Raw genomic sequence first — 19,479 nt, forward strand, 5'->3', positions numbered from 1 at the left:
GGCTCCTCAGTAACCCAGATAGGATTTGCGGATTTCTTCGTTGTTCGCGATGTCCTTGGCGTTGCCCGACATCACGATGCGGCCGGTCTCGATCACATAGGCCTGGTCGGCGAGCTCGAGCGCGAGCTGGGCGTTCTGCTCGACCACCAGGATCGACACCTTGTCCTCGCGATTGATCTTGCCGAGGATGCCGAACAGGTCGCGCACCACCAGCGGCGCCAGGCCGAAGGACGGCTCGTCCAGCAGCATCAGCCGCGGCCGCAGCATCAGCGCACGGGCGACCGCGAGCATCTGCTGCTCGCCGCCGGACAGCGTGCCGGCCTGCTGGGTGTGTCGCTGCTTCAGCACCGGGAAATGCGCATACATGCGCTCGATGTCGGAGACGATGCCGGCATTGTCCTTGCGGGTGATGGCGCCGAGCTGGAGGTTTTCCTCCACCGTCATGGTGGTGAAGGTGCCGCGGCCCTGCGGCACATGCGCGATGCCGAACCGCACGATGCTCTCGGTGGAGCGGTTGTTCAGCGGCTTGCCGTCGAACTCGATTCCGCCGGTGGAGCGCACCATGTTGCAGATCGCGCGCAGTGTCGTGGTCTTGCCGGCGCCGTTGGCCCCCAGCAGCGTGGTCAGCGATCCCTCGCTGAGCGAGAAGGAGAGACCATGGAGCGCCTGGACCTGGCCGTAATAGGCGCGCAGGTCCTTGACGTTGAGCAGCGTCGTCATTGGTCCTTGCTCCCAAGATAGGCCTTGATGACGTCGGGATCCACCTGCACCTGGGCGGGCGTGCCTTCCGCGAGCTTCTTGCCGAAATTCAGCGCGACGACGTGATCGGCGATCGACATCACGAGACCCATGTGGTGCTCGACCAGCAGCACGGTCATGTGGCGCTCGTCACGGATTTTTCGGATGAGGTCGCCGAGCACATAGACTTCCTCGTGGTTGAGGCCGCCGGCGGGCTCGTCGAGCAACAGGATCTTCGGGTCTGCCGCGAGCGCCCGCGCCAGCTCGACGCGCTTCTGCGTGCCGAAGGGCAGGCCGGACACGATGCTATGAGCGACCTCCTCGAGGTCGAGATAGGCGAGGATCTCGTGCACCTTCTTGTTGACGCTGCTTTCGCTGCGGCGAATCCAGGCCAGGCGCAGCGAGTCGCTGATGATGTCGCTGGAGGTGCGCGCGTGCGTGCCGACCCGGACATTGTCCATCACCGAGAGGTTCGGAAACAGCGCCACGTTCTGGAAGGTGCGGCCGATGCCGATCTCCGCGATCCGGTGCGGCGGGCGCGTCAGGATGCTGACGCCGTCCATCAGGATGTCGCCGGACGACGGCTGGTAGAGCCGCGAGAGGCAATTGAAGAGCGTGGTCTTGCCGGCGCCGTTGGGGCCGATCAATCCGAGGATCTGGCCCTTGTGCATGTCAAAGGACACGCCGTTGAGCGCGACAATGCCGCCGAACACGACGCTGACGTCGCGAACCGCGAGCAAGGGCGATGTCCCCTGCGCGAGCTGTGCCTGCGTCATCTCGTCTCGCCCACTCTGTTCAGTGAGCGAAGGGGCGATGTGAACCGCTCCCGATGATGACAAAGGCTATCTGATCCCCTCGGCCACACGCGCAACTTTCCCTCCTGATTTCAGCTTTTTGCTGACGTCTTTTTTGGAATGCGGCATCAGACCCCCAAGTGCCGCTTCGATGTTCCTTACCATCGCAAGCAGACGCGGTCCAATGTCGTTGATCAACCGCTCTTCCGTGAAGCGGAATGCAGGCGCGCCGCAATTGAATGCGTAAGGCCCGGTTCCGTCGTTGAGCCTGAGCGCGACGCCGGCGGCGCCGATGTCGTCGTGCCAGTCGCCGACGGAAATTGCAAAGCCGTGTTTCGCGACGGTCTCGCCGGAACGTTCCAGCCCGTCGCGCATCTTGGGCCAGCGGCTGCCGTAATGTTCGCGCAGGACACGCGACAATTCGGCGCGATCCTCGTCGCCCAGCGCCCAGAAATAGGCGCGGCCCATCGCGCTGGTTGCAATCGGCACGCGGGAGCCGACGTCAAGTTGAACGCCGACCGTCTCGCTGCCGCGACTCTGCCCGAAATAGATCATGCTGTGGCGATCGCGGCCGCCGATCGCAACGGCTCCCCCGGTCGCGCGCATCACGTCCTCGCGGAACGGTTCGGACAAATGCCGAACGCCGAGATTGGATAACGCGGCGTAGCCGAGCGCCATCGCAGCCGGCGCAAGCTGATACTTCTCGAAGCGGGGAACCGGCGTGAGATAGCCGAGCTTCGTCAACGTATAGGTCAGCCGCGAAACGGTCGGCTTGGGCAAATTGGTACGGGCCGCGATTTCCTGATTGCCTAGAAGTCCGTCGTTGGGCTGGAATGCGCGCAATACGTCAAGTCCGCGGGAAAGCGCGACAACGAAATTCCGGTCGGTCGCGGTCTTCTTTCCTGTACGCTTCATCCCTGATCTGCTTCTTGCGCGGAGTCGTTGACAAGCCACGTGCTTCAAAATAACCCTGCCGTCAAGATGCGGAATTAAATTCCGCAGTGCGAAATCGAACAAAAGTTACCCCACCAAGGAGGGACACCGTGAGCGAAGTGGTCAAGCTTGAGCGTCATGACGAAGTCGGGATCGTCACGGTCGACAGCCCTCCGGTCAATGCGCTGAGCGCCGCGGTTCGCGGCGGTATTTTGGAGTGCATCAAGGCCGCGGTCGCCGATCCCGCTATCAAGGGCATCGTGCTGACCTGCGCCGGCCGCACCTTCATTGCGGGGGCCGACATCACCGAATTCGGCAAGCCGCCGAAGTCGCCTGCCCTCAACGACGTGCTTTCCGAGATCGAGAACTCGCCCAAGCCGGTCGTGGCCGCGATCCACGGCACCGCGCTCGGCGGTGGGCTCGAGGTCGCGCTCGCCTGCCATTTTCGCGTTGCTGTGAAAGAAGCCAAGCTCGGCCTGCCCGAGGTGAAGCTCGGCCTGCTGCCGGGCGCCGGCGGCACCCAGCGCCTGCCGCGCGCGGTCGGGCCGGAGCTTGCGGTCAAGATGATCGTCGGCGGTGATCCGATCGGTGCGGCGGAAGCGCTGAAGAACGGCCTGATCGAGGAGATCGTCGAGGGCCCGGCTGTCGGAGGCGAAGCCTTCGTGCGAAAGCTGCTGGCCGAAAAGCGTCCGTTGCGCCGCCTGCGCGACGACGACTCCAAGATCGCGGCGGCCAAGGCCGACCGCTCGATCTTCACCAATGCGGTCGCCGCCATGACCAAGAAGTCACGCGGCCTGGAAGCGCCGTTCGCGGCGGCCGACGCCGTCGGCTACGCCATCGACCTGCCGTTCGACGAGGGCCTCAAGAAGGAGCGCGAGGGCTTCCTGAAGCTCGTCGCCAGCGATCAGTCCAAGGCGCAGCGTTATGCCTTCTTCGCCGAGCGCGAGGCCAGCAAGATCGCCGGCGTCCCGGAAGGCACCAAGCCGCGGCCCGTGAACCGCGTCGCCATCCTCGGCGCCGGCACGATGGGCGGCGGCATAGCGATGTCCTTTGCCAATGCCGGCGTTCCCGTCACCCTGATCGAGACCGGCGAGGAGCAGCTCAAGCGCGGCCTCGGCATCATGCAGAAGAACTGGGAAGCGACCGCGGCGCGCGGCGGCATCCCGGCGGACGCGCCCGCCAAGCGCATGGCGCTGATCAACGGCGTCGTGGGCATCGAGAACGTCGGCGATGCCGACCTCGTCATCGAAGCCGTGTTCGAGACCATGGCGGTGAAGAAGGAAGTGTTCGGCAAGCTCGACCAGTACGTCAAGCCGGGCGCCGTGCTCGCCTCCAACACCTCGTACCTGAACATCGACGAGATCGCGAAGTCGACCAAGCGTCCGCAGGACGTGCTCGGCATGCACTTCTTCTCGCCCGCCAACGTCATGAAGTTGTGCGAGATCGTGCGCGCCGACAAGACCGCGCCGGATGCCCTTGTGACGGCTGTCTCGATCGCGCGCAAAATCGCAAAAGTGCCGGCGGTGGTCGGCGTCTGCGACGGCTTCGTCGGCAACCGCATGCTGGCCCAGCGCGGCAAGCAGTCGGAGAAACTGCTGTTCGAAGGCGCGCTTCCGCAGCAGGTCGACGCCGTCGTGACGAAGTTCGGCATGCCGATGGGGCCGTTCGCGATGGGCGACCTCGCAGGCCTCGACATCGGCTGGCGCTCGCGCAAGGACCGCGGCATCAAGTCGGAGATCGCGGACGCGCTCTGCGAAGCCGGTCGCTTCGGCCAGAAGACCGGCAAGGGCTATTACAAGTACGAAGCCGGCTCCCGTTCGGCGCTGCCGGATCCCGAGGTCGAGAAGCTGATCGACGAGACGCTGCTGCGCCTCGGCCGCAAGAAGCGCGTCGTCAGCGACGACGAGATCCTCGAACGCATGATGTATCCGATGATCAACGAGGGCGCGAAGATCCTGGAAGAAGGCATCGCCGCGCGTCCCTCCGATATCGATGTGGTCTGGCTCTATGGCTATGGCTGGCCGATCTACCGCGGCGGCCCGATGTTCTGGGCCGACACCGTCGGCCTCAAGCACATCGCCGATCGTCTCTCCTTCTATGCCAAGGAGACCAACGACCCCAGCCTCGAGCCCGCGCCGCTGCTGAAGAAGCTCGCGGCCGAAGGCAAGACGTTTGCGTCGCTGGCGGCGGCGTCGAAAGCGGCTTGATCGGATTGGGCGCTGTGGCTGCGATGACTCATTCTGGGCGACGCCCTCTCCGTTCCCTCCCCCCTTGCGGGGGAGGGTCAGGGAGGGGGGTAACCCCGGGCGAGGTCAGCGTTTGTAGCTACCCCCTTCCCCAACCCTTCCCCGCAAGGGGGAAGGGAGCCTGTCGGTCCGTGCCAGCCTTACGTTTGCAAAGTATCGATCTTTAATGACCCATCCCGGCGAACAGTTTTATTCCGAAGGCGTGCGTTGGGACGACACCATCGTCCAGGGTTCGCTACCTGACCTGCTGGCAAAAGCCGCCGCCGAGTACGGCCCGCGCACCGCGCTGGAATTCCGGGAACGTCCGATCACCTACACCGAGCTCGCCGCGATGGCGGAGCGTGCGGCCGCAGCGTTCCTGCGCGCCGGCTGCGGCAAGAACACATCCATCGCGCTGTTCCTCGGCAATACGCCGGATCACCCTGTCAATTTCTTTGGTGCGTTGAAAGCCGGCGCCCGCGTTGCGCATCTGTCCCCGCTCGACGGTGAGATCGCGCTGACGCACAAGGTTTCCGATTCCGGTTCGCGCCTGCTCGTCACCTCCAACCTTGCGGCGCTGCTGCCGACCGCGCTGAAATTCCTGGAAAAGGGCCTGATCGACAGGCTGGTCGTCTGCGAGGACGACAATTGGGGCAAGGTCGGCACGCCGCAGGCCGCGATCCCCAGCGATCCCCGCATCGTTACCTTCAAGACTTTCGTCGCGGACGCGACCGCGCCGGCGCAGTGGCCGTCCGTGACGGCCGACGACGTCGCGCTGCTGCAATATACCGGTGGCACCACCGGGTTGCCCAAAGGCGCGATGCTCACCCACGGCAATCTCACCTCGGCCGTGTCGATCTACGACGTCTGGGGCAAGCCGTCGCGCGCGACGCGTGGCGACGTCGTCGAGCGCGTGATCTGCGTGCTGCCGCTGTTCCACATCTACGCGCTCACCGTCGTGCTGCTGTCCTCGCTCAGGCGCGGCAATCTGATCTCGCTGCATCAGCGTTTTGACGTCGAAGCGGTGATGCGCGACATCGAGATCAAGCGCGCGACTTATTTCCCCGGCGTGCCGACGATGTGGATCGCGATCGCAGCCCTTCCCGATCTCGACAAGCGCGATTTCTCCTCGCTGGCGACGATCGGCTCGGGTGGTGCGCCGCTGCCGGTGGAGATCGCGAATTTCTTCGAGCGCAAGGTCGGCAAGAAGCTCCGCAGCGGTTGGGGCATGACCGAGACCTGCTCGCCTGGCACCGGCCATCCGCCCACAGGTCCCGACAAGCCCGGCTCGATAGGACTGATGCTGCCCGGCATCGAGCTCGATGTCGTCTCGCTGGAAGATCCCACGAAAGTGCTGCCGCCGGGTGAAGTCGGCGAGATCCGCATCAAGGGCCCGAACGTCACCAAAGGCTACTGGAACAAGCCGAAGGAATCCGCGGAGTCCTTTGCCGACGGCCGCTTCCTCACCGGCGACATCGGCTATGTCGACACCGACGGCTATTTCTTCCTGGTCGACCGCAAGAAGGACATGATCATCTCCGGCGGCTTCAACGTCTATCCGCAGATGATCGAGCAGGCGATCTACACCGTTGCCGGCGTGCACGAGGTGATCGTGCTCGGCATTCCCGACCGGTACCGCGGCGAGGCCGCCAAGGCTTTCGTCAAGCTGAAGCCGGATGCAAAGCCGTTCTCGCTCGACGAGCTGCGCGCGCAGCTCGCCGGCAAGCTGGGCAAGCACGAATTGCCGGCGGAGGTCGAATTCGTCGACGATCTGCCGCGCACCCCGGTCGGAAAGCTGTCGCGCCACGAGTTGCGCCAGCAGCAGAAACCATCACAATCCGCCCAACTTGCCACCCAACTTGCATCAGGAGATCGCTCTTGACCGACGCCGTCATCGTTTCCACCGCCCGCACCCCGATCGGCAAGGCCTATCGCGGCGCGCTCAACGCCACCGAGGGCGCAACCCTGCTCGGCCACGCCATCGGCGAAGCCGTCGCGCGCGCCAAGATCGACCCGAAGGAGGTCGAGGACGTGGTGATGGGCGCAGCGCTGCAGCAGGGCGCGACCGGCGGCAACATCGCGCGCAAGGCGCTGCTCCGTGCCGGCCTGCCGGTCACGGTCGGCGGCACCACGATCGACCGGCAATGCGCCTCGGGCCTGCAGGCGATCGCGCTCGCCGCGCGTTCGGTGATTTTCGACGGCGTCGAGATCGCGGTCGGCGGTGGCGGCGAGTCGATCTCGCTGGTGCAGAACGACAAGATGAACGGCTTCCATGCGCAGGACCCGGCACTGCTCGAGATCAAGGGCGAGGTCTACATGCCCATGATCGACACCGCCGAAATCGTGGCCAAGCGCTACGGCATCTCGCGCGAAAAGCAGGACGAATATTCGCTGGAAAGCCAGCGCCGCACGGCTGCGGCGCAGCAGGGCGGCAAGTTCAGGGACGAGCTCGCGCCGATCACCACCAAGATGGCGGTAACCGACAAGGCCACCGGTGCGGTCTCGTTCAAGGACGTCACGCTTTCGCAGGACGAGGGCCCGCGCCCCGAGACCACCGCAGAAGGCCTGGCCGGCCTCAAGGCCGTGCGCGGCGAGGGATTCAGCGTCACCGCCGGCAATGCCAGCCAGCTTTCCGACGGCGCCAGCGCCTCTGTGATCATGAGCGACAAGGAAGCGGCAAAGCGCGGGCTGAACCCGCTCGGCATCTTCCGCGGCTTCGTCTCCGCCGGCTGCGAGCCGGACGAGATGGGCATCGGCCCGGTGTTCGCCGTGCCCCGCCTGCTCAAGCGCCACGGCCTCACCGTTGACGACATCGGCCTCTGGGAGCTGAACGAAGCCTTCGCGGTGCAGGTGCTGTATTGCCGCGACAAGCTCGGCATCGACCCCGACAAGATCAACGTCGACGGCGGCGCGATTGCGGTGGGCCATCCCTACGGCATGTCGGGCGCGCGCCTCACCGGCCACGCCTTGATCGAAGGCCGCCGCCGCAAGGCGAAATACGCGGTCGTCACCATGTGCGTCGGCGGCGGCATGGGCGCGGCGGGGCTTTTTGAGGTGTTGCAGTAGCCGTCGTCCAGTAACCGTCGTCCCGGCGAAAGCCGGGACCCATACTCCGCAGCCGGAGTGTGGGGCACAGACAATAATGGCCTGTGCAAGACAACAAAGAGTTGTGGTTATGGGTCCCGGCCCCCGTGCGCAATTGCGCACTAGGCCGGGACGACAAAGGAAGTTCACAGGAGGATCCGATGGATCTCGCATTCACGAAAGAAGAGCAGGCGTTTCGCGAGGAAGTGCGGGAGTTCTTCCGCGACAACGTGCCACCGGATACCCGGCGCAAGCTGGTCGAGGGCCGCCACCTCTCGAAGGACGAGATGGTGACGTGGTGGCGCATCCTCAACAAGAAGGGCTGGGGCGTCAGCCACTGGCCGAAGCAATATGGCGGCACCGGCTGGACGTCCGTGCAGCACTATATCTTCAACGAGGAGCTGCAGTCCTATCCGGCGCCGCAGCCGCTCGCCTTCGGCGTCAGCATGGTCGGTCCCGTCATCTACACCTTCGGCAACGAGGAGCAGAAGAAGCAGTATCTGCCCCGCATTGCGAATGTCGACGACTGGTGGTGCCAGGGTTTCTCCGAGCCCGGCTCCGGCTCCGATCTCGCCTCGCTGAAGACGAAGGCCGAGCGCAAGGGCGACAAGTGGATCATCAACGGCCAGAAGACCTGGACGACGCTCGCCCAGCACGCCGACATGATCTTCTGCCTCTGCCGCACCGATCCGACCGCCAAGAAGCAGATGGGCATCTCCTTCATCGTGTTCTCGATGAAGTCCAAGGGCGTCACCGTGCGCCCGATCCAGACCATCGACGGCGGCGTCGAGGTCAACGAGGTCTTCTTCGACGACGTCGAGGTTCCCTACGAGAACCTGATCGGCGAGGAGAACAAGGGCTGGGATTACGCGAAATTCCTGCTCGGCAATGAGCGCACCGGCATCGCCCGCGTCGGCGTCTCCAAGGAGCGGCTCCGCCGCATCCGCGATCTCGCCTCCAAGGTCGAATCCGGCGGCAAGCCGATCATCCAGGACGCTGCCTTCCGCGAGAAGCTCGCGGCCTGCGAAATCGAGCTCAAGGCGCTCGAGCTGACGCAGCTCCGCGTCGTCGCCGACGAAGGCAAGCACGGCAAGGGCAAGCCCAATCCGGCTTCCTCCGTGTTGAAGATCAAGGGCTCCGAGATCCAGCAGACCACCACCGAGCTGCTGATGGAAGTGATCGGCCCGTTCGCAGCACCCTATGACGTGCACGGCGACGACGGCTCGAACGAAGCCATGGACTGGACCGGCCAGATCGCGCCGAGCTACTTCAACAACCGCAAGGTCTCGATCTACGGCGGCTCCAACGAGATCCAGCGCAACATCATCGCCAAGGCGGTGCTGGGGCTTTGAGTCAAGAATGACGGTGTCGTCCCCCGCGAAGGCGGGGGACCCAGTACGCCGCGGCGGTCGTGAGTACAAACGGACGGCTGCGTTTACTGGATCCCCGATTTCGCGGGGATGACGTCCGAGAGTGAGGCGACGGCACGGCAAGTCCGGCCGATTTGGAGAGAAACATGGATTTTGATCTGAACGAGGAGCAACGGCTTCTCAAGGAAAGCATCGACGGCCTCTTGACCGATTCCTACGATTTCGAGAGCCGCAAGAAGTACATGAAGGAGAAGGGCGGCTGGAGCCGAACCGTCTGGGGCAAGCTCGCCGAGCAGGGCCTGCTCGGTCTGCCCTTCGCGGAGGCCGATGGCGGCTTCGGCGGCGGCGGCGTCGAGACCATGATCGTGATGGAAGCGCTCGGCAAGGCGCTCGTGCTCGAGCCTTATCTCGCAACCGTCGTGATCGGCGGCGGCTTCCTGCGCCATGCGGGCAGCGATGCGCAGAAGGCCGCTCACGTGCCCGGTATCGTCGACGGCAGCAAGACGCTCGCCTTTGCCCAGCTCGAGAAGAACTCTCGCTACGATCTCTTCGACGTCACCACGACGGCGAAGAAGAAGGGCGATGGTTGGGTCATCGACGGCGAGAAGTTCGTCGTGCTCAACGGCGAGAACGCAGATACCCTCATCGTGACCGCGCGCACCAAGGGCGACCGCCGCGACAAGAGCGGCATCGGCGTGTTCCTGGTGCCGGCCAACGCCAAGGGCGTCACCAGGAAGTCATACCCGACCCAGGACGGCCTGCACGCCGCCGACATCACCTTCACCGGCGTCGAGGTCGGTGCCGATGCGGCGCTCGGCAATCCCGACGACTCGCTCGCGCTGATCGAACGCGTGGTCGACGAAGCCCGCATCGCGCTCTGCGCCGAAGCGGTCGGCCTGATGGACGAATCGCTCAAGTCCACCGTCGAGTACATCAAGACGCGCAAGCAGTTCGGTGTCGCGATCGGCTCGTTCCAGAGCCTCCAGCACCGCGCCTCCGACATGTTCGTCGCCGCCGAGCAGGCAAGATCGATGTCGATGTTCGCGACCATGGCGGGCGATTTCGAGGACGCCAAGGAGCGCAGCAGCGCCGTTGCCGCGGCCAAGGTGCAGATCGGCAAGTCGCTGAAGTTCGTCGGACAGCAGGCGATCCAGCTCCACGGCGGCATCGGAATGACCATGGAGGCGAAGATCGGTCACTACTTCAAGCGCCTGACCATGATCGAGAACTCGTTCGGCGACACCGACTACCACCAGCGCCGCGTCGCGGATGGTGGCGGGTTGATCTAGCCACACGATAACTGTCGTCCCCCGCGAAGGCGGGGGACCCAGTACGCCGCGGCTTCGCGGTTCTAGCCGCGCCGTCTCTGGAATACTGGATCGCCCGGCCAAGCCGGGCGATGACGACTGAACAAGTGGCCTCAGCGGAGCCAACCCAATGAAAAACACCCCGTTCGATCTCACCGGCAAGGTCGCCGTGGTCACCGGCTCCAGTCGCGGCATCGGCCGCTCCTCCGCGGAGTTGCTCGCAAAGCTCGGCGCTAAAGTCGTGGTCTCCTCGCGCAAGGCCGACGCCTGCAAGGAGGTCGCCGACGGCATCAAGGCGGCCGGCGGCGACGCCACCGTCATCCCCTGCAACATCGCGCGCAAGCAAGAGGTCGAGGCGCTGATCGCAGGTGCGACCAAGCATTACGGCAAGATCGACATCCTCGTCTGCAACGCCGCGGTGAATCCGTATTACGGTCCGCTGCTCGACATCACCGACGAAGCCTTCGACAAGATCATGGGCAGCAACGTCAAGAGCAACATCTGGCTCTCTGCGCTCGCGATCCCGCAGATGGCCGAGCGCGGCAACGGCTCCGTCGTCATCATCTCCTCGATCGGCGGTCTGCGCGGCTCGACCGTGATCGGCGCCTACGGCATCTCCAAGGCCGCCGACTTCGCGCTATGTCGTTCGCTCGCCGGCGAATGGGGCCCGAAAGGCGTCCGCGTCAATTGCATCGCGCCAGGCCTCGTGAAAACCGATTTCGCCCGCGCGCTGTGGGAAGACGAAGCCAACCTCAAGCGCCGCACCGCCACCACGCCGCTTCGCCGCATCGGCGAACCCGACGAAATCGCCGGCGCGGTGGCCTACCTCGCTTCCGACGCGTCGAGCTTCATGACCGGGCAGACCATCGTCATCGACGGCGGCGTGACCACGGCGGCGCCGTAGTCGCCGGTCCTCCGCTACGGGCGGTGCGCGCTGTCTCGCTCGGCCAGGGCACGTTCGATGGCGCTTTCGATGGCGCGCACGACGATCAGGGCCGAACGTTCGTCGAGGTGCACGCCGTCGTCCCAACGCAGCTCGCTTCGCGGCGGATCGATCGGGAGCCAAAGCCCGCGATCCGGGAAGGCTTCGTTGACGATCTCGTTGGTCATCCGGACCATGCGGGAGCCTTCGATCTCCGGCGCAAAGGGAACGTGGATCAGAAACGCGCGGGTGCCGCGCCGCTGCAGCGTGTCGATGAGCTGCCGGATGCGGACCACATTCGCGCGAGCCGGCACGGTCGGGTCGGCTTCGTTCATCTGCTCCAGCGCACGGTCGAGATAGACCTTGTTGTCGAATGTGCCCGGCGGCTGGCCGAGCAGGCGATCCCGCTCGGCGCGCGCCCGGGCGGGATCGGGTTCGCCGTGTTTCCACGTTTCATAGCCCGCGATCGCTGTTCGCACCGGGCGCAAGAGCAGCGCTTCCGTGCGTGCGCCGCCGGAGAATTTCTCGATCAGCGCGCTGTCCGACTCGCGCGTCAGGACATTCGTCTCGATCAGCACGATCTTCGGCGGGTTCGGCCGGTTCGCGACGATCTCGAGACCTGTCAACGGCGAGCCGCCCGCCAACGAAAGATTGCGGACGCGCGGAGGCGAGAAATATTCCTCCTTGAGGCGCCAGGCGACCGAGCTGCCGACCACCACGATATCAGGCGTGGGATCCCGCACATAGCGGTTGAGGCTGACGAGGCTGCCGCCGCGGGTCGTGACCGCCGGCTGCTGCAGGGCCGAGCCGAAGCGCGCCGTGGTGAAGGCGCAGGCCAGCAGCAGCGCGGCTGCGGCCACCGCGCACTTGACCAGCCATGAAAGCGTCAAATCCTGCTGCATGTCAGAACTGGAAGTAGATGAAAGTGCTGTCGGGCCCCGCCTCGAGACAGGCGAGCGCCGCGAGCGCGCCGTAGAGATACGGCTCCCATCGCCGCAAGCGACCTTCGACGAGCGCGCCGATGCCGATATGCTGGATGATCACCGGCAAGGCGTAGAGCAAAGCGAGATTGGTGAACAGCTTCGGAGGATTGGGCGCGTCCGTCGCCATGAACATTCCCCTGAGGTAGCTGAGCGCGTGGTCGAAGTTCGGCAGCTTGAAGAAGATCCAGAGCATAGTGACGCAGAAGAACACGATGCCCATCCGGATCACCCGCACCGCAGGGCTGCCATCCCCCAGGAGTTTCAGGAACGGTCGTTCGATGACGAGCAGGAAACCGTGCGCCATGCCCCACAGGGCGTAGCTCAGGCTTGCACCATGCCAGAGCCCGCCAAGCGTCATCACGATCATCAGGTTGAGAGTGGTTCGTGCCGGTCCATGACGGTTGCCGCCGAGCGGAATGTACAAATAGGTCCTGAGCCAGCTCGACAACGATATGTGCCAACGCGTCCAGAACTCCGAGAATGAGGTCGAGATGTAGGGCAGGTTGAAGTTCACGGGCAGGCGGTAGCCGAACAGCAGGCCGAGGCCGAGCGCAATCGCGGAGTAGCCGAAGAAGTCGGCGTAGATCTGATAGCTGTAGAGGAACACCAGCAGCCAGCGATCCTGCGTGCGCAGCGTCTCGTAGAGCGGGAAGTCCATATAGGACGTCATCTCGTTGAGATTGTTCGCCACATACAGCTTGAAGAAATACCCCACCAGAATCCACTTCGCGGCCTCGACGAAGGCAACGTCGCTGATCCGCTTGGGAACGATCTGCGGCATGAACTGGGCCGCACGCGTGATCGGGCCGGACACCAGCTGCGGAAAGAAGATGATGTAGAGGAACACGTCGCGCAACCGAACGGTGCGCTTCTCGCGCGTCAGGTCGACCAGCAGGCTGATGTTGTGGAACACGAAGAACGAAATGCCGATCGGCAGCGGCAGCCGCAGCAGGAAGTCGATCGGCGCGGTGCCGGTGAGATGGGCCGCGGCGGCGTCAACGAACAGGAACTTGTATTTGAAGAACGCCAGCAGGCCGAGATTGAAGACGATGCCGGCCGGCATCCAGACGCTTCGATTCTCGAACGCAAGCACCAGGCAGACATGGGTGCCGAGGACCGCGACGAGCAGCAGCGGCAGCAACTCAGGCTGGCCGAAGCCGTAGAAGAACACGCTCGCGAGCACGAGCAGCGGGACCTGGAAACTGCGCAGTGAAGGCAGGTAATAGACGCCAAACACGATCGCGACGAAGATGCCGAACTGAAAAGAAGTGAAGGTCATGCCGCCCCATCTGCCCGCCCGGCATGTAGCATTTTCGCATTCTCTGTCCTAGCCCCTCCACACGCGGGTCGCTCGCCCCGACGAACGCGGCGGGCTTGACCTTCCGTCTCCAATCCGCTCCTTTTGGCGCGACACAATGATCCCCTCACGGGACAACGCTGAGAAAGCGCCGAGAAAACGCCAAGTCAACGCCAAGTCAACGCCAAGTCAACGCCAAGTAACGCCAAGTCAACGCCAAGGTTCGCCGCCATGTCTTTCGTCCTCGCCATCGACCAGGGCACCACCTCCTCGCGCGCGATCGTGTTTCGCGGCGACATATCCATTGCGGCGAAGGCGCAAGCCGAGTTTCCGCAGCATTTCCCCGCCTCGGGCTGGGTCGAGCACGAGCCCGAGGACATCTGGACCTCGACCGTGACGGTCTGCCGCGACGCGATCAAGCAGGCCGGCATCGGGCCCAAGGACATCGCCGCGATCGGCATCACCAACCAGCGTGAGACCACCGTGGTGTGGGACCGCGCCACGGGGCAGGCCGTGCATCGCGCCATCGTCTGGCAGGACCGCCGCACCGCCGACATCTGCGCCAAGCTGAAAGCCGACGGCCGCGAGCCCGTGATCTCGGAGAAGACCGGCCTGATCATCGATCCCTATTTCTCCGGCACCAAGGTCGCCTGGATTCTCGACCACGTCCCCGGCGCGCGGGCGCGTGCCGCGCGCGGCGAGCTGATGTTCGGCACCGTCGATTGCTACCTGCTGTGGCGCCTCACCGGCGGCAAGGTGCACGCCACCGACGCCACCAACGCCTCGCGCACGCTGCTGTTCAACATCCACACCGGCCAGTGGGACGACGAGCTGCTGGAGATCATCGGCGTGCCGCGCTCGATGCTGCCGGAGGTGAAGGATTCCTCCGCCCGCTTCGGCGAGAGCACGCCGGATTTGTTCGGCGGCGCGATTGCGATCTCCGGCATCGCCGGCGACCAGCAGGCCGCGACCATCGGACAAGCCTGCTTCCGTCCGGGCATGATGAAGTCGACCTACGGCACCGGCTGCTTCGCCCTGCTCAACACCGGCACCACGCCGGTGGTCTCGAAGAACAAGCTGCTCACCACCATCGCCTACCAGCTCGGTGGAAAGCGCACCTATGCGCTCGAAGGCTCGATCTTCGTCGCGGGCAGCGCGGTGCAGTGGCTGCGCGACGGCCTCGGCATCATCAAGCACGCCGCCGAGACCGGACCTCTTGCCGATCAGTCGGACTCCATGCAGAGCGTCTATCTCGTCCCGGCCTTCGTCGGCATGGGCGCGCCCTACTGGAATCCGCGCGTGCGCGGCGCGCTGTTCGGCCTCACCCGCAACACCGGCCCGGCCGAGCTTGCCCACGCCGCGCTCGAAAGCGTCTGCTACCAGACTTTTGATCTTTGGGCCGCGATGCGCGCCGACTGGCCGAGTTCGGAAACGGCCAGCGTCGTGCTGCGCGTCGACGGCGGCATGACCGCGTCCGACTGGACCATGCAGCGCCTCGCCGATCTGCTCGACGCGCCGGTCGATCGCCCCGTGATCCAGGAGACGACGGCGCTGGGCGCCGCCTATCTCGCCGGCCTTCAGGCCGGCGTCTATCCCGAACCGACCAAATTCGCCGACAACTGGCGGCTGGAGCATCGCTTCAAGCCCAACATGAGCCAGGCGACAAGGGAGCGGAAGCTCGCGGGCTGGACGAGGGCGGTGAAGGGCGTGCTGGCGAGCGACGAGGGGGAGGGTTAGGCGCGCCCTCTCCGAGTCGTCCCGGCCTAGTGCGCAATTGCGCACGGGGGCCGGGACCCATACTCCGCAGCCGATGTTGTGAACGTGACTCGTCGTTCCAGCGTCGCAAAGGAAAAGCGCATTCGTGGTTATGGGTCCCGGCCTTCGCCGGGACGACATAGAATGTGTAAGTCGCACTCGGCTCCACAGGAACGCAATGATCCTCCCCGACGGCTATTCCGACGTCCCCGCCGGCAAGATCGCCGCCGTCGTCACCCATCTGGAGATGACCGCGCGTCCCGCCCGCCGCGACGATCCGCCAGGTAGCCGGACCCTGCGCAAGGTCGATGCCCCCGCGCTTCATTGGTACCGCGATCTCCATCGCCGCGTCGGCGAGGAGTGGCTGTGGTTTTCCCGGCCGCGCATGAGCGATGCGGAGCTCGCCGCAATCATCCATGCGCCTGATATCGAGATCTACGCCCTCGTCGTTGATGGCCGCGACGACGGCCTGCTGGAGCTGGATTTTCGCGAGCCCGGCCAGTGCGAGCTGGCCTATTTCGGCGTCACCGCTGGCCTGATCGGAACGGGGGCCGCCCGCTTCCTGATGAACCGCGCGCTGGAGCTCGCATGGTCGCGCGACATCCGCCGTTTCTGGGTGCACACCTGCACGTTCGACCATCCCTCGGCCGTCGCGTTCTACCAGCGCTCCGGCTTCCAGCCGTTCCGCCGCCAGATCGAGATCGCCGACGATCCGCGCCTCGACGGTACGGCACCGCGCGATGCGGCGCGGCACGTGCCCATCATCGAATAGTGTACGGCTGCCGCCACACCGTCATTGCGTCTTCAGAAATTCGACCAGCGCCCGCCGCTCCCCAGGCGTCAAAAGGCGGCCGATCACGCCGTCCTTTCCATTGTTGAACTCGTGCCCGGTGTTGGTGTTGCCCCGGATCCTGGTATCGAGCTCGAATCCGCCTTCCAGCTTGTCGTAGCGATATCCGACATTGACCGGGTCATATTCGCGGTTGCCCAGGTAGAATTTCGTCGGCCGCTCGTTGACCGGCGACAACAGGGCATAAAGGTTGGGCACCGAGCCGTTGTGCAGGTAAGGCGGCGTTGCCCATATCCCGTTGAGCGGACGCGCCTTGTAGGCCAGCGGCGCCTGGATGCCGTTATCCCGGTATCCGTTCAGCTCGTCGCGCTTGTCCGGCGCAACCGGTGGTGTCTGGCCGTCATACCAATGCGCGATGGTCTTTTGGGTGACCGCGCCGAGCGCAAAGCCGAAACCGTCGAAAGGAATATCGAGCTCCCTGGGAACCGTGACCTTGCGGTCGAGCATATCCTGGGCCTGCGCCGGGTCCGTGCCGACCTTCGTGATCGGGATGACCGGGACGCGGAGATAACGCTCGCCTGGATAACGCTCTTCCTTCCGCTTGTCCGGCAACGACCAGCGGTCGGACTTCCAGAACTCGGCACTGCTCACCGGCGGCAGGTGGCATCCCTGGCAATGCTCCTTGTAGAGTGCGCCACCTTGCCCGGCGAGCGTCTTGTCGACAGGAGGCAGCTCGGAAGGCCATTGTGGTGACTTCAATCCGGTAAAGCCTGTGCTTTCATTCGGCTGCTTCCCGGCCAGCGATCTCTCGATCCGGTCCAGGTTCATGAATTCGATACCGGAGTTGAAAAGGCCTCCCTTCACGCTGGTCAGATTGATCATCGCCGAGACGCCCATGGCTTCACCGGCATTACGCACCATGGGCTGTTCGATCGATGCGTTGTACTGGACCCAATCGAACCACGAGGAATCCCAGATGCGCGGGAAATGCACGGGCGCCGACGTGGCGGCATAGTTGGCGGGAATCTTGAGGTCGACCGCAAAGACCTCGTTGCCGATGCGGTTCAACGCGTCGAGCCTGCCGAACCCCTCGACCACGCTCTGCGGGGCAACCACGGTGTCGAGATCGGCGAGCCCCTTGCCCTGCGCCAGGATCTTGTCGAGTTGCGCCTGCAACTGGCTCTTTTCCACCTCGCTCGGGTTGGCTCCGATCACCTTTTCGGCGAACCGGTCGAAGCGGAAGGGCACGAAGCGCGTGAACGCCAGCGAGAGGCCAAGCGCGGTCCGAAACTTGCCGAGATCCGTGAGCGCCGGGCCGCCGTCGACCAGGAGCTCCGTCCCCTGGTAGGTGAGACGTCCGGTGTGGCACGCCGCGCAGGTCAGCCCGACCCGGGTCATGTCATTGTACGGCGCCCGTGGATTTTTCCAGGGGTTTGCGGTCGCGTCGACCATCGCCTTGCCGCGCGCCATGCCGACAGGCAATCCAAGCTTGGGATCGGTCGGATCGGGAATGAATCCGAAACGGTCGAGATAAGCGGGATCGCTCAGAGGTCCGACTGTCGTCAGCGACAAGACCGGCTGTTCAAGCGCCATGAACCATTCGTAGGGGATGTGGAACGTCGCCGTCCCCTGATCGGCGTGGTGAAACCATTCGCGCTTGTCCGTCCAGTTCTGGTCGAGCCAGCGCGTCTTTTGGGTGGTTGGATACTCCGGCAACTTCACCCTGATCCCGTCATAGACCTTGGCGACATAGGGGTAGCCCACCACGCCTGCGATCACGACGACCGCGGCAACGATGACCGAGAAGAGCAGCGCCAGCGAGGCGACGATTGAATTCGGTTTCCACGCCATCTCGTTCTCCCTGGCAGGCTGTCGAAGACCTCAGCCGGCCCTTGCCAAATCAATCATGAGGCCGTGTCCGCCAGCGATCGCAACGCGGCGATGCCCGGCAGGAAGAAATACTCTCCGCCGCGTGTGCTCACGAACGCCGGCAATTCCTTCAATCGACGCCGCGGCGGTGGGACACGCGGAATCGTGAAGAACCCGCTTCCGTCATTGCCGCCGATCATCGGATCCTTGTCGTTCCCGAGGCCGGCGAAGTCACCGTCGTTGATCCAGACCTTCTGAACGAACTCGAATTGACGCGCGATGTCGGCGTTCACCAGCAACATGATGGCGCCGCGTTCGGCGCCGTCATCGGCAGCCGCATCCGCGGGCAGGTGCGACCCATAGGGCAAACCCTGGCGCAGCAGCCGGTGCCGATGGACGGATGCACCATTCGGACCTGTCAGCCCCGAGCGCGGATTGAGGCGCCGCACATGCGCCCCCACCGGGCAGCTCGTTCCCCTGAGGTCGTCGAGATATGTAAAATCATTGTTTCGCGTCGGGTCTGCAGCGAGCGCCGGGTCGTCCTGCGCTGCTGCCAAGGCCAGCGGTGCGCCGCTTCGCCAGCGTCCCATCATCTTCGCCGCGACCAGCGCGGCGTCGGCCTCATCCGTGGCGGAGCGTCGCAGAAAATCCCGGAAGGCCCAGACATGCTGGTGCAGCTTGCGCAACACCACGAAGCTGCCGTTGGCGCCGAGAGTTGCGGGGGTGGGCAAGTCAGGCACTGCACCGGTCTCATCGGGCTGCCCCAGTACGAACTCACCAGCCTTCAAGGCACGCCAACCGCCCGCGTCCGGAATGCCCGCGCCGGGCAGGGCGGGCTCTCCACTGCCTTCGATCGCGGGCTGCGTGATTCCGTCACGATAGCCAAAGTGCTCGATTGGAACGAGCTTACCATCCGGCCCGGGCAGCAATTTCGCATCGATGGTACTTGCCGCAACCAAGCCGTTATCGCGCAAATCAGACAGCAATGCTGTCGAAGCGGCATCGCGATCCGCTGCTGTCATCGCGCTGACCACGACAAGCGCGTGCACACGCTTGTCGAACGGCGCGTCCCACCGCGCCGGAGCGCTGTCACCAACGTCGCCGAGCCGATCGGCGCGCGCAGCCATCCCTTGCTGGAATTCCTGCGGAAAACTCGACAAGCTGGGCTCCGGCGTACCGATCGCCGACAGGCCTTGCCACGAGAGGGCGACGTTGAAAGCCAGTGGAGGCGGCGCGTCCAGATTTGCCACGGTCGTGCATCGCCCGGCAACACCACCGAACCATCGCCGGGCCTTCGCCGCATCGCTCACGTTCAGCAGATGATAGTGCGCAAACGGGAAGCGATACGGCCGCATCGCCATTCCCTGGATGTCGTTCCGATCCAGGTCGCCGGCTGCGGATTGGGCAGCCAT

Annotated in this window: 15 protein-coding genes; 8 read left to right on the plus strand and 7 right to left on the minus strand. The window is 64.7% G+C overall.

Annotation, left to right across the window (positions count from 1 at the left end):
* Nucleotides 1-6: 6 nt before the first annotated feature.
* The 3 genes from JQ591_RS02685 to JQ591_RS02695 form a co-directional block, all read right to left on the minus strand.
* Nucleotides 7-720: an ABC transporter ATP-binding protein gene (locus JQ591_RS02685; protein ID WP_045002467.1), complete on the minus strand. Its 714-nt coding sequence runs from the start codon at nt 718-720 to the stop codon at nt 7-9.
* Entirely contained in the window at nt 717-1,514 is a 798-nt protein-coding gene (locus JQ591_RS02690) for an ABC transporter ATP-binding protein (RefSeq protein WP_211394505.1), read from the minus strand. The genes JQ591_RS02685 and JQ591_RS02690 overlap by 4 nt, the downstream gene beginning before the upstream one ends.
* A gap of 66 nt (nt 1,515-1,580) precedes the next feature.
* Entirely contained in the window at nt 1,581-2,447 is an 867-nt protein-coding gene (locus tag JQ591_RS02695) for an IclR family transcriptional regulator (protein WP_211394801.1), read from the minus strand.
* Nucleotides 2,448-2,575: 128 nt separating this feature from the next.
* On the opposite strand from JQ591_RS02695, the gene JQ591_RS02700 reads away from it, so the two are divergent.
* The 6 genes from JQ591_RS02700 (at nt 2,576) to JQ591_RS02725 (ending at nt 11,355) form a co-directional block, all read left to right on the plus strand.
* Nucleotides 2,576-4,672 (plus strand): 3-hydroxyacyl-CoA dehydrogenase NAD-binding domain-containing protein, encoded by a 2,097-nt coding sequence (locus tag JQ591_RS02700; protein WP_211394506.1) that lies wholly within the window; start codon nt 2,576-2,578, stop codon nt 4,670-4,672.
* Between the two features lie 205 nt (nt 4,673-4,877).
* Nucleotides 4,878-6,572: a dicarboxylate--CoA ligase PimA gene (gene pimA, locus JQ591_RS02705; RefSeq protein ID WP_211394507.1), complete on the plus strand. Its 1,695-nt coding sequence runs from the start codon at nt 4,878-4,880 to the stop codon at nt 6,570-6,572.
* Complete coding sequence (locus JQ591_RS02710) at nt 6,569-7,756, plus strand: acetyl-CoA C-acyltransferase (RefSeq protein ID WP_211394508.1); 1,188 nt, start codon at nt 6,569-6,571, stop codon at nt 7,754-7,756. Before pimA ends, JQ591_RS02710 begins: the two co-directional genes overlap by 4 nt.
* A gap of 179 nt (nt 7,757-7,935) precedes the next feature.
* Complete coding sequence (gene pimC / locus JQ591_RS02715; protein WP_211394509.1) at nt 7,936-9,126, plus strand: pimeloyl-CoA dehydrogenase large subunit; 1,191 nt, start codon at nt 7,936-7,938, stop codon at nt 9,124-9,126.
* A 164-nt stretch (nt 9,127-9,290) separates the two neighbouring features.
* Nucleotides 9,291-10,433, plus strand: coding sequence for a pimeloyl-CoA dehydrogenase small subunit (gene pimD, locus JQ591_RS02720; protein ID WP_211394510.1), 1,143 nt, complete (start codon nt 9,291-9,293; stop codon nt 10,431-10,433).
* Nucleotides 10,434-10,581: 148 nt separating this feature from the next.
* Nucleotides 10,582-11,355: an SDR family NAD(P)-dependent oxidoreductase gene (locus tag JQ591_RS02725; protein ID WP_211394511.1), complete on the plus strand. Its 774-nt coding sequence runs from the start codon at nt 10,582-10,584 to the stop codon at nt 11,353-11,355.
* 14 nt (nt 11,356-11,369) lie between these two features.
* On the opposite strand, the gene JQ591_RS02730 is transcribed toward JQ591_RS02725, so the two are convergent.
* Nucleotides 11,370-12,275 (minus strand): hypothetical protein, encoded by a 906-nt coding sequence (locus JQ591_RS02730; RefSeq protein ID WP_211394512.1) that lies wholly within the window; start codon nt 12,273-12,275, stop codon nt 11,370-11,372.
* Between the two features lies 1 nt (nt 12,276).
* On the minus strand, nt 12,277-13,635 hold the full coding sequence (locus tag JQ591_RS02735; RefSeq protein ID WP_211394513.1) for an MBOAT family O-acyltransferase: 1,359 nt from the start codon (nt 13,633-13,635) through the stop codon (nt 12,277-12,279).
* A 249-nt stretch (nt 13,636-13,884) separates the two neighbouring features.
* On the opposite strand from JQ591_RS02735, the gene glpK reads away from it, so the two are divergent.
* Together glpK and JQ591_RS02745 are read left to right on the plus strand one after the other, a co-directional pair.
* Nucleotides 13,885-15,390 (plus strand): glycerol kinase GlpK, encoded by a 1,506-nt coding sequence (glpK, locus tag JQ591_RS02740; RefSeq protein ID WP_211394514.1) that lies wholly within the window; start codon nt 13,885-13,887, stop codon nt 15,388-15,390.
* A 196-nt stretch (nt 15,391-15,586) separates the two neighbouring features.
* A complete protein-coding gene (locus tag JQ591_RS02745) occupies nt 15,587-16,180 on the plus strand; it encodes a GNAT family N-acetyltransferase (RefSeq protein ID WP_211394515.1) in 594 nt (197 codons plus the stop codon).
* A 21-nt stretch (nt 16,181-16,201) separates the two neighbouring features.
* On the opposite strand, the gene JQ591_RS02750 is transcribed toward JQ591_RS02745, so the two are convergent.
* Together JQ591_RS02750 and JQ591_RS02755 are read right to left on the minus strand one after the other, a co-directional pair.
* Complete coding sequence (locus tag JQ591_RS02750; RefSeq protein WP_211394516.1) at nt 16,202-18,049, minus strand: di-heme-cytochrome C peroxidase; 1,848 nt, start codon at nt 18,047-18,049, stop codon at nt 16,202-16,204.
* Between the two features lie 53 nt (nt 18,050-18,102).
* Complete coding sequence (locus JQ591_RS02755; RefSeq protein ID WP_211394517.1) at nt 18,103-19,479, minus strand: Dyp-type peroxidase; 1,377 nt, start codon at nt 19,477-19,479, stop codon at nt 18,103-18,105.

The sequence above is a fragment of the Bradyrhizobium canariense genome (assembly GCF_018130465.1).
Lineage (GTDB): Bacteria > Pseudomonadota > Alphaproteobacteria > Rhizobiales > Xanthobacteraceae > Bradyrhizobium > Bradyrhizobium canariense_C.

Excerpts from the sequence above, each read along its gene's own strand:
- JQ591_RS02685 (WP_045002467.1), bottom strand. The coding sequence starts at position 720 with ATGACGACGCTGCTCAACGTCAAGGACCTGCGCGCCTATTACGGCCAG.
- JQ591_RS02690 (WP_211394505.1), bottom strand. The coding sequence starts at position 1,514 with ATGACGCAGGCACAGCTCGCGCAGGGGACATCGCCCTTGCTCGCGGTT.
- JQ591_RS02695 (WP_211394801.1), bottom strand. The coding sequence starts at position 2,447 with ATGAAGCGTACAGGAAAGAAGACCGCGACCGACCGGAATTTCGTTGTC.
- pimA (WP_211394507.1), top strand. The coding sequence starts at position 4,878 with ATGACCCATCCCGGCGAACAGTTTTATTCCGAAGGCGTGCGTTGGGAC.
- pimC (WP_211394509.1), top strand. The coding sequence starts at position 7,936 with ATGGATCTCGCATTCACGAAAGAAGAGCAGGCGTTTCGCGAGGAAGTG.
- pimD (WP_211394510.1), top strand. The coding sequence starts at position 9,291 with ATGGATTTTGATCTGAACGAGGAGCAACGGCTTCTCAAGGAAAGCATC.
- JQ591_RS02725 (WP_211394511.1), top strand. The coding sequence starts at position 10,582 with ATGAAAAACACCCCGTTCGATCTCACCGGCAAGGTCGCCGTGGTCACC.
- JQ591_RS02730 (WP_211394512.1), bottom strand. The coding sequence starts at position 12,275 with ATGCAGCAGGATTTGACGCTTTCATGGCTGGTCAAGTGCGCGGTGGCC.
- JQ591_RS02735 (WP_211394513.1), bottom strand. The coding sequence starts at position 13,635 with ATGACCTTCACTTCTTTTCAGTTCGGCATCTTCGTCGCGATCGTGTTT.
- glpK (WP_211394514.1), top strand. The coding sequence starts at position 13,885 with ATGTCTTTCGTCCTCGCCATCGACCAGGGCACCACCTCCTCGCGCGCG.
- JQ591_RS02745 (WP_211394515.1), top strand. The coding sequence starts at position 15,587 with ATGATCCTCCCCGACGGCTATTCCGACGTCCCCGCCGGCAAGATCGCC.
- JQ591_RS02750 (WP_211394516.1), bottom strand. The coding sequence starts at position 18,049 with ATGGCGTGGAAACCGAATTCAATCGTCGCCTCGCTGGCGCTGCTCTTC.
- JQ591_RS02755 (WP_211394517.1), bottom strand. The coding sequence starts at position 19,479 with ATGGCTGCCCAATCCGCAGCCGGCGACCTGGATCGGAACGACATCCAG.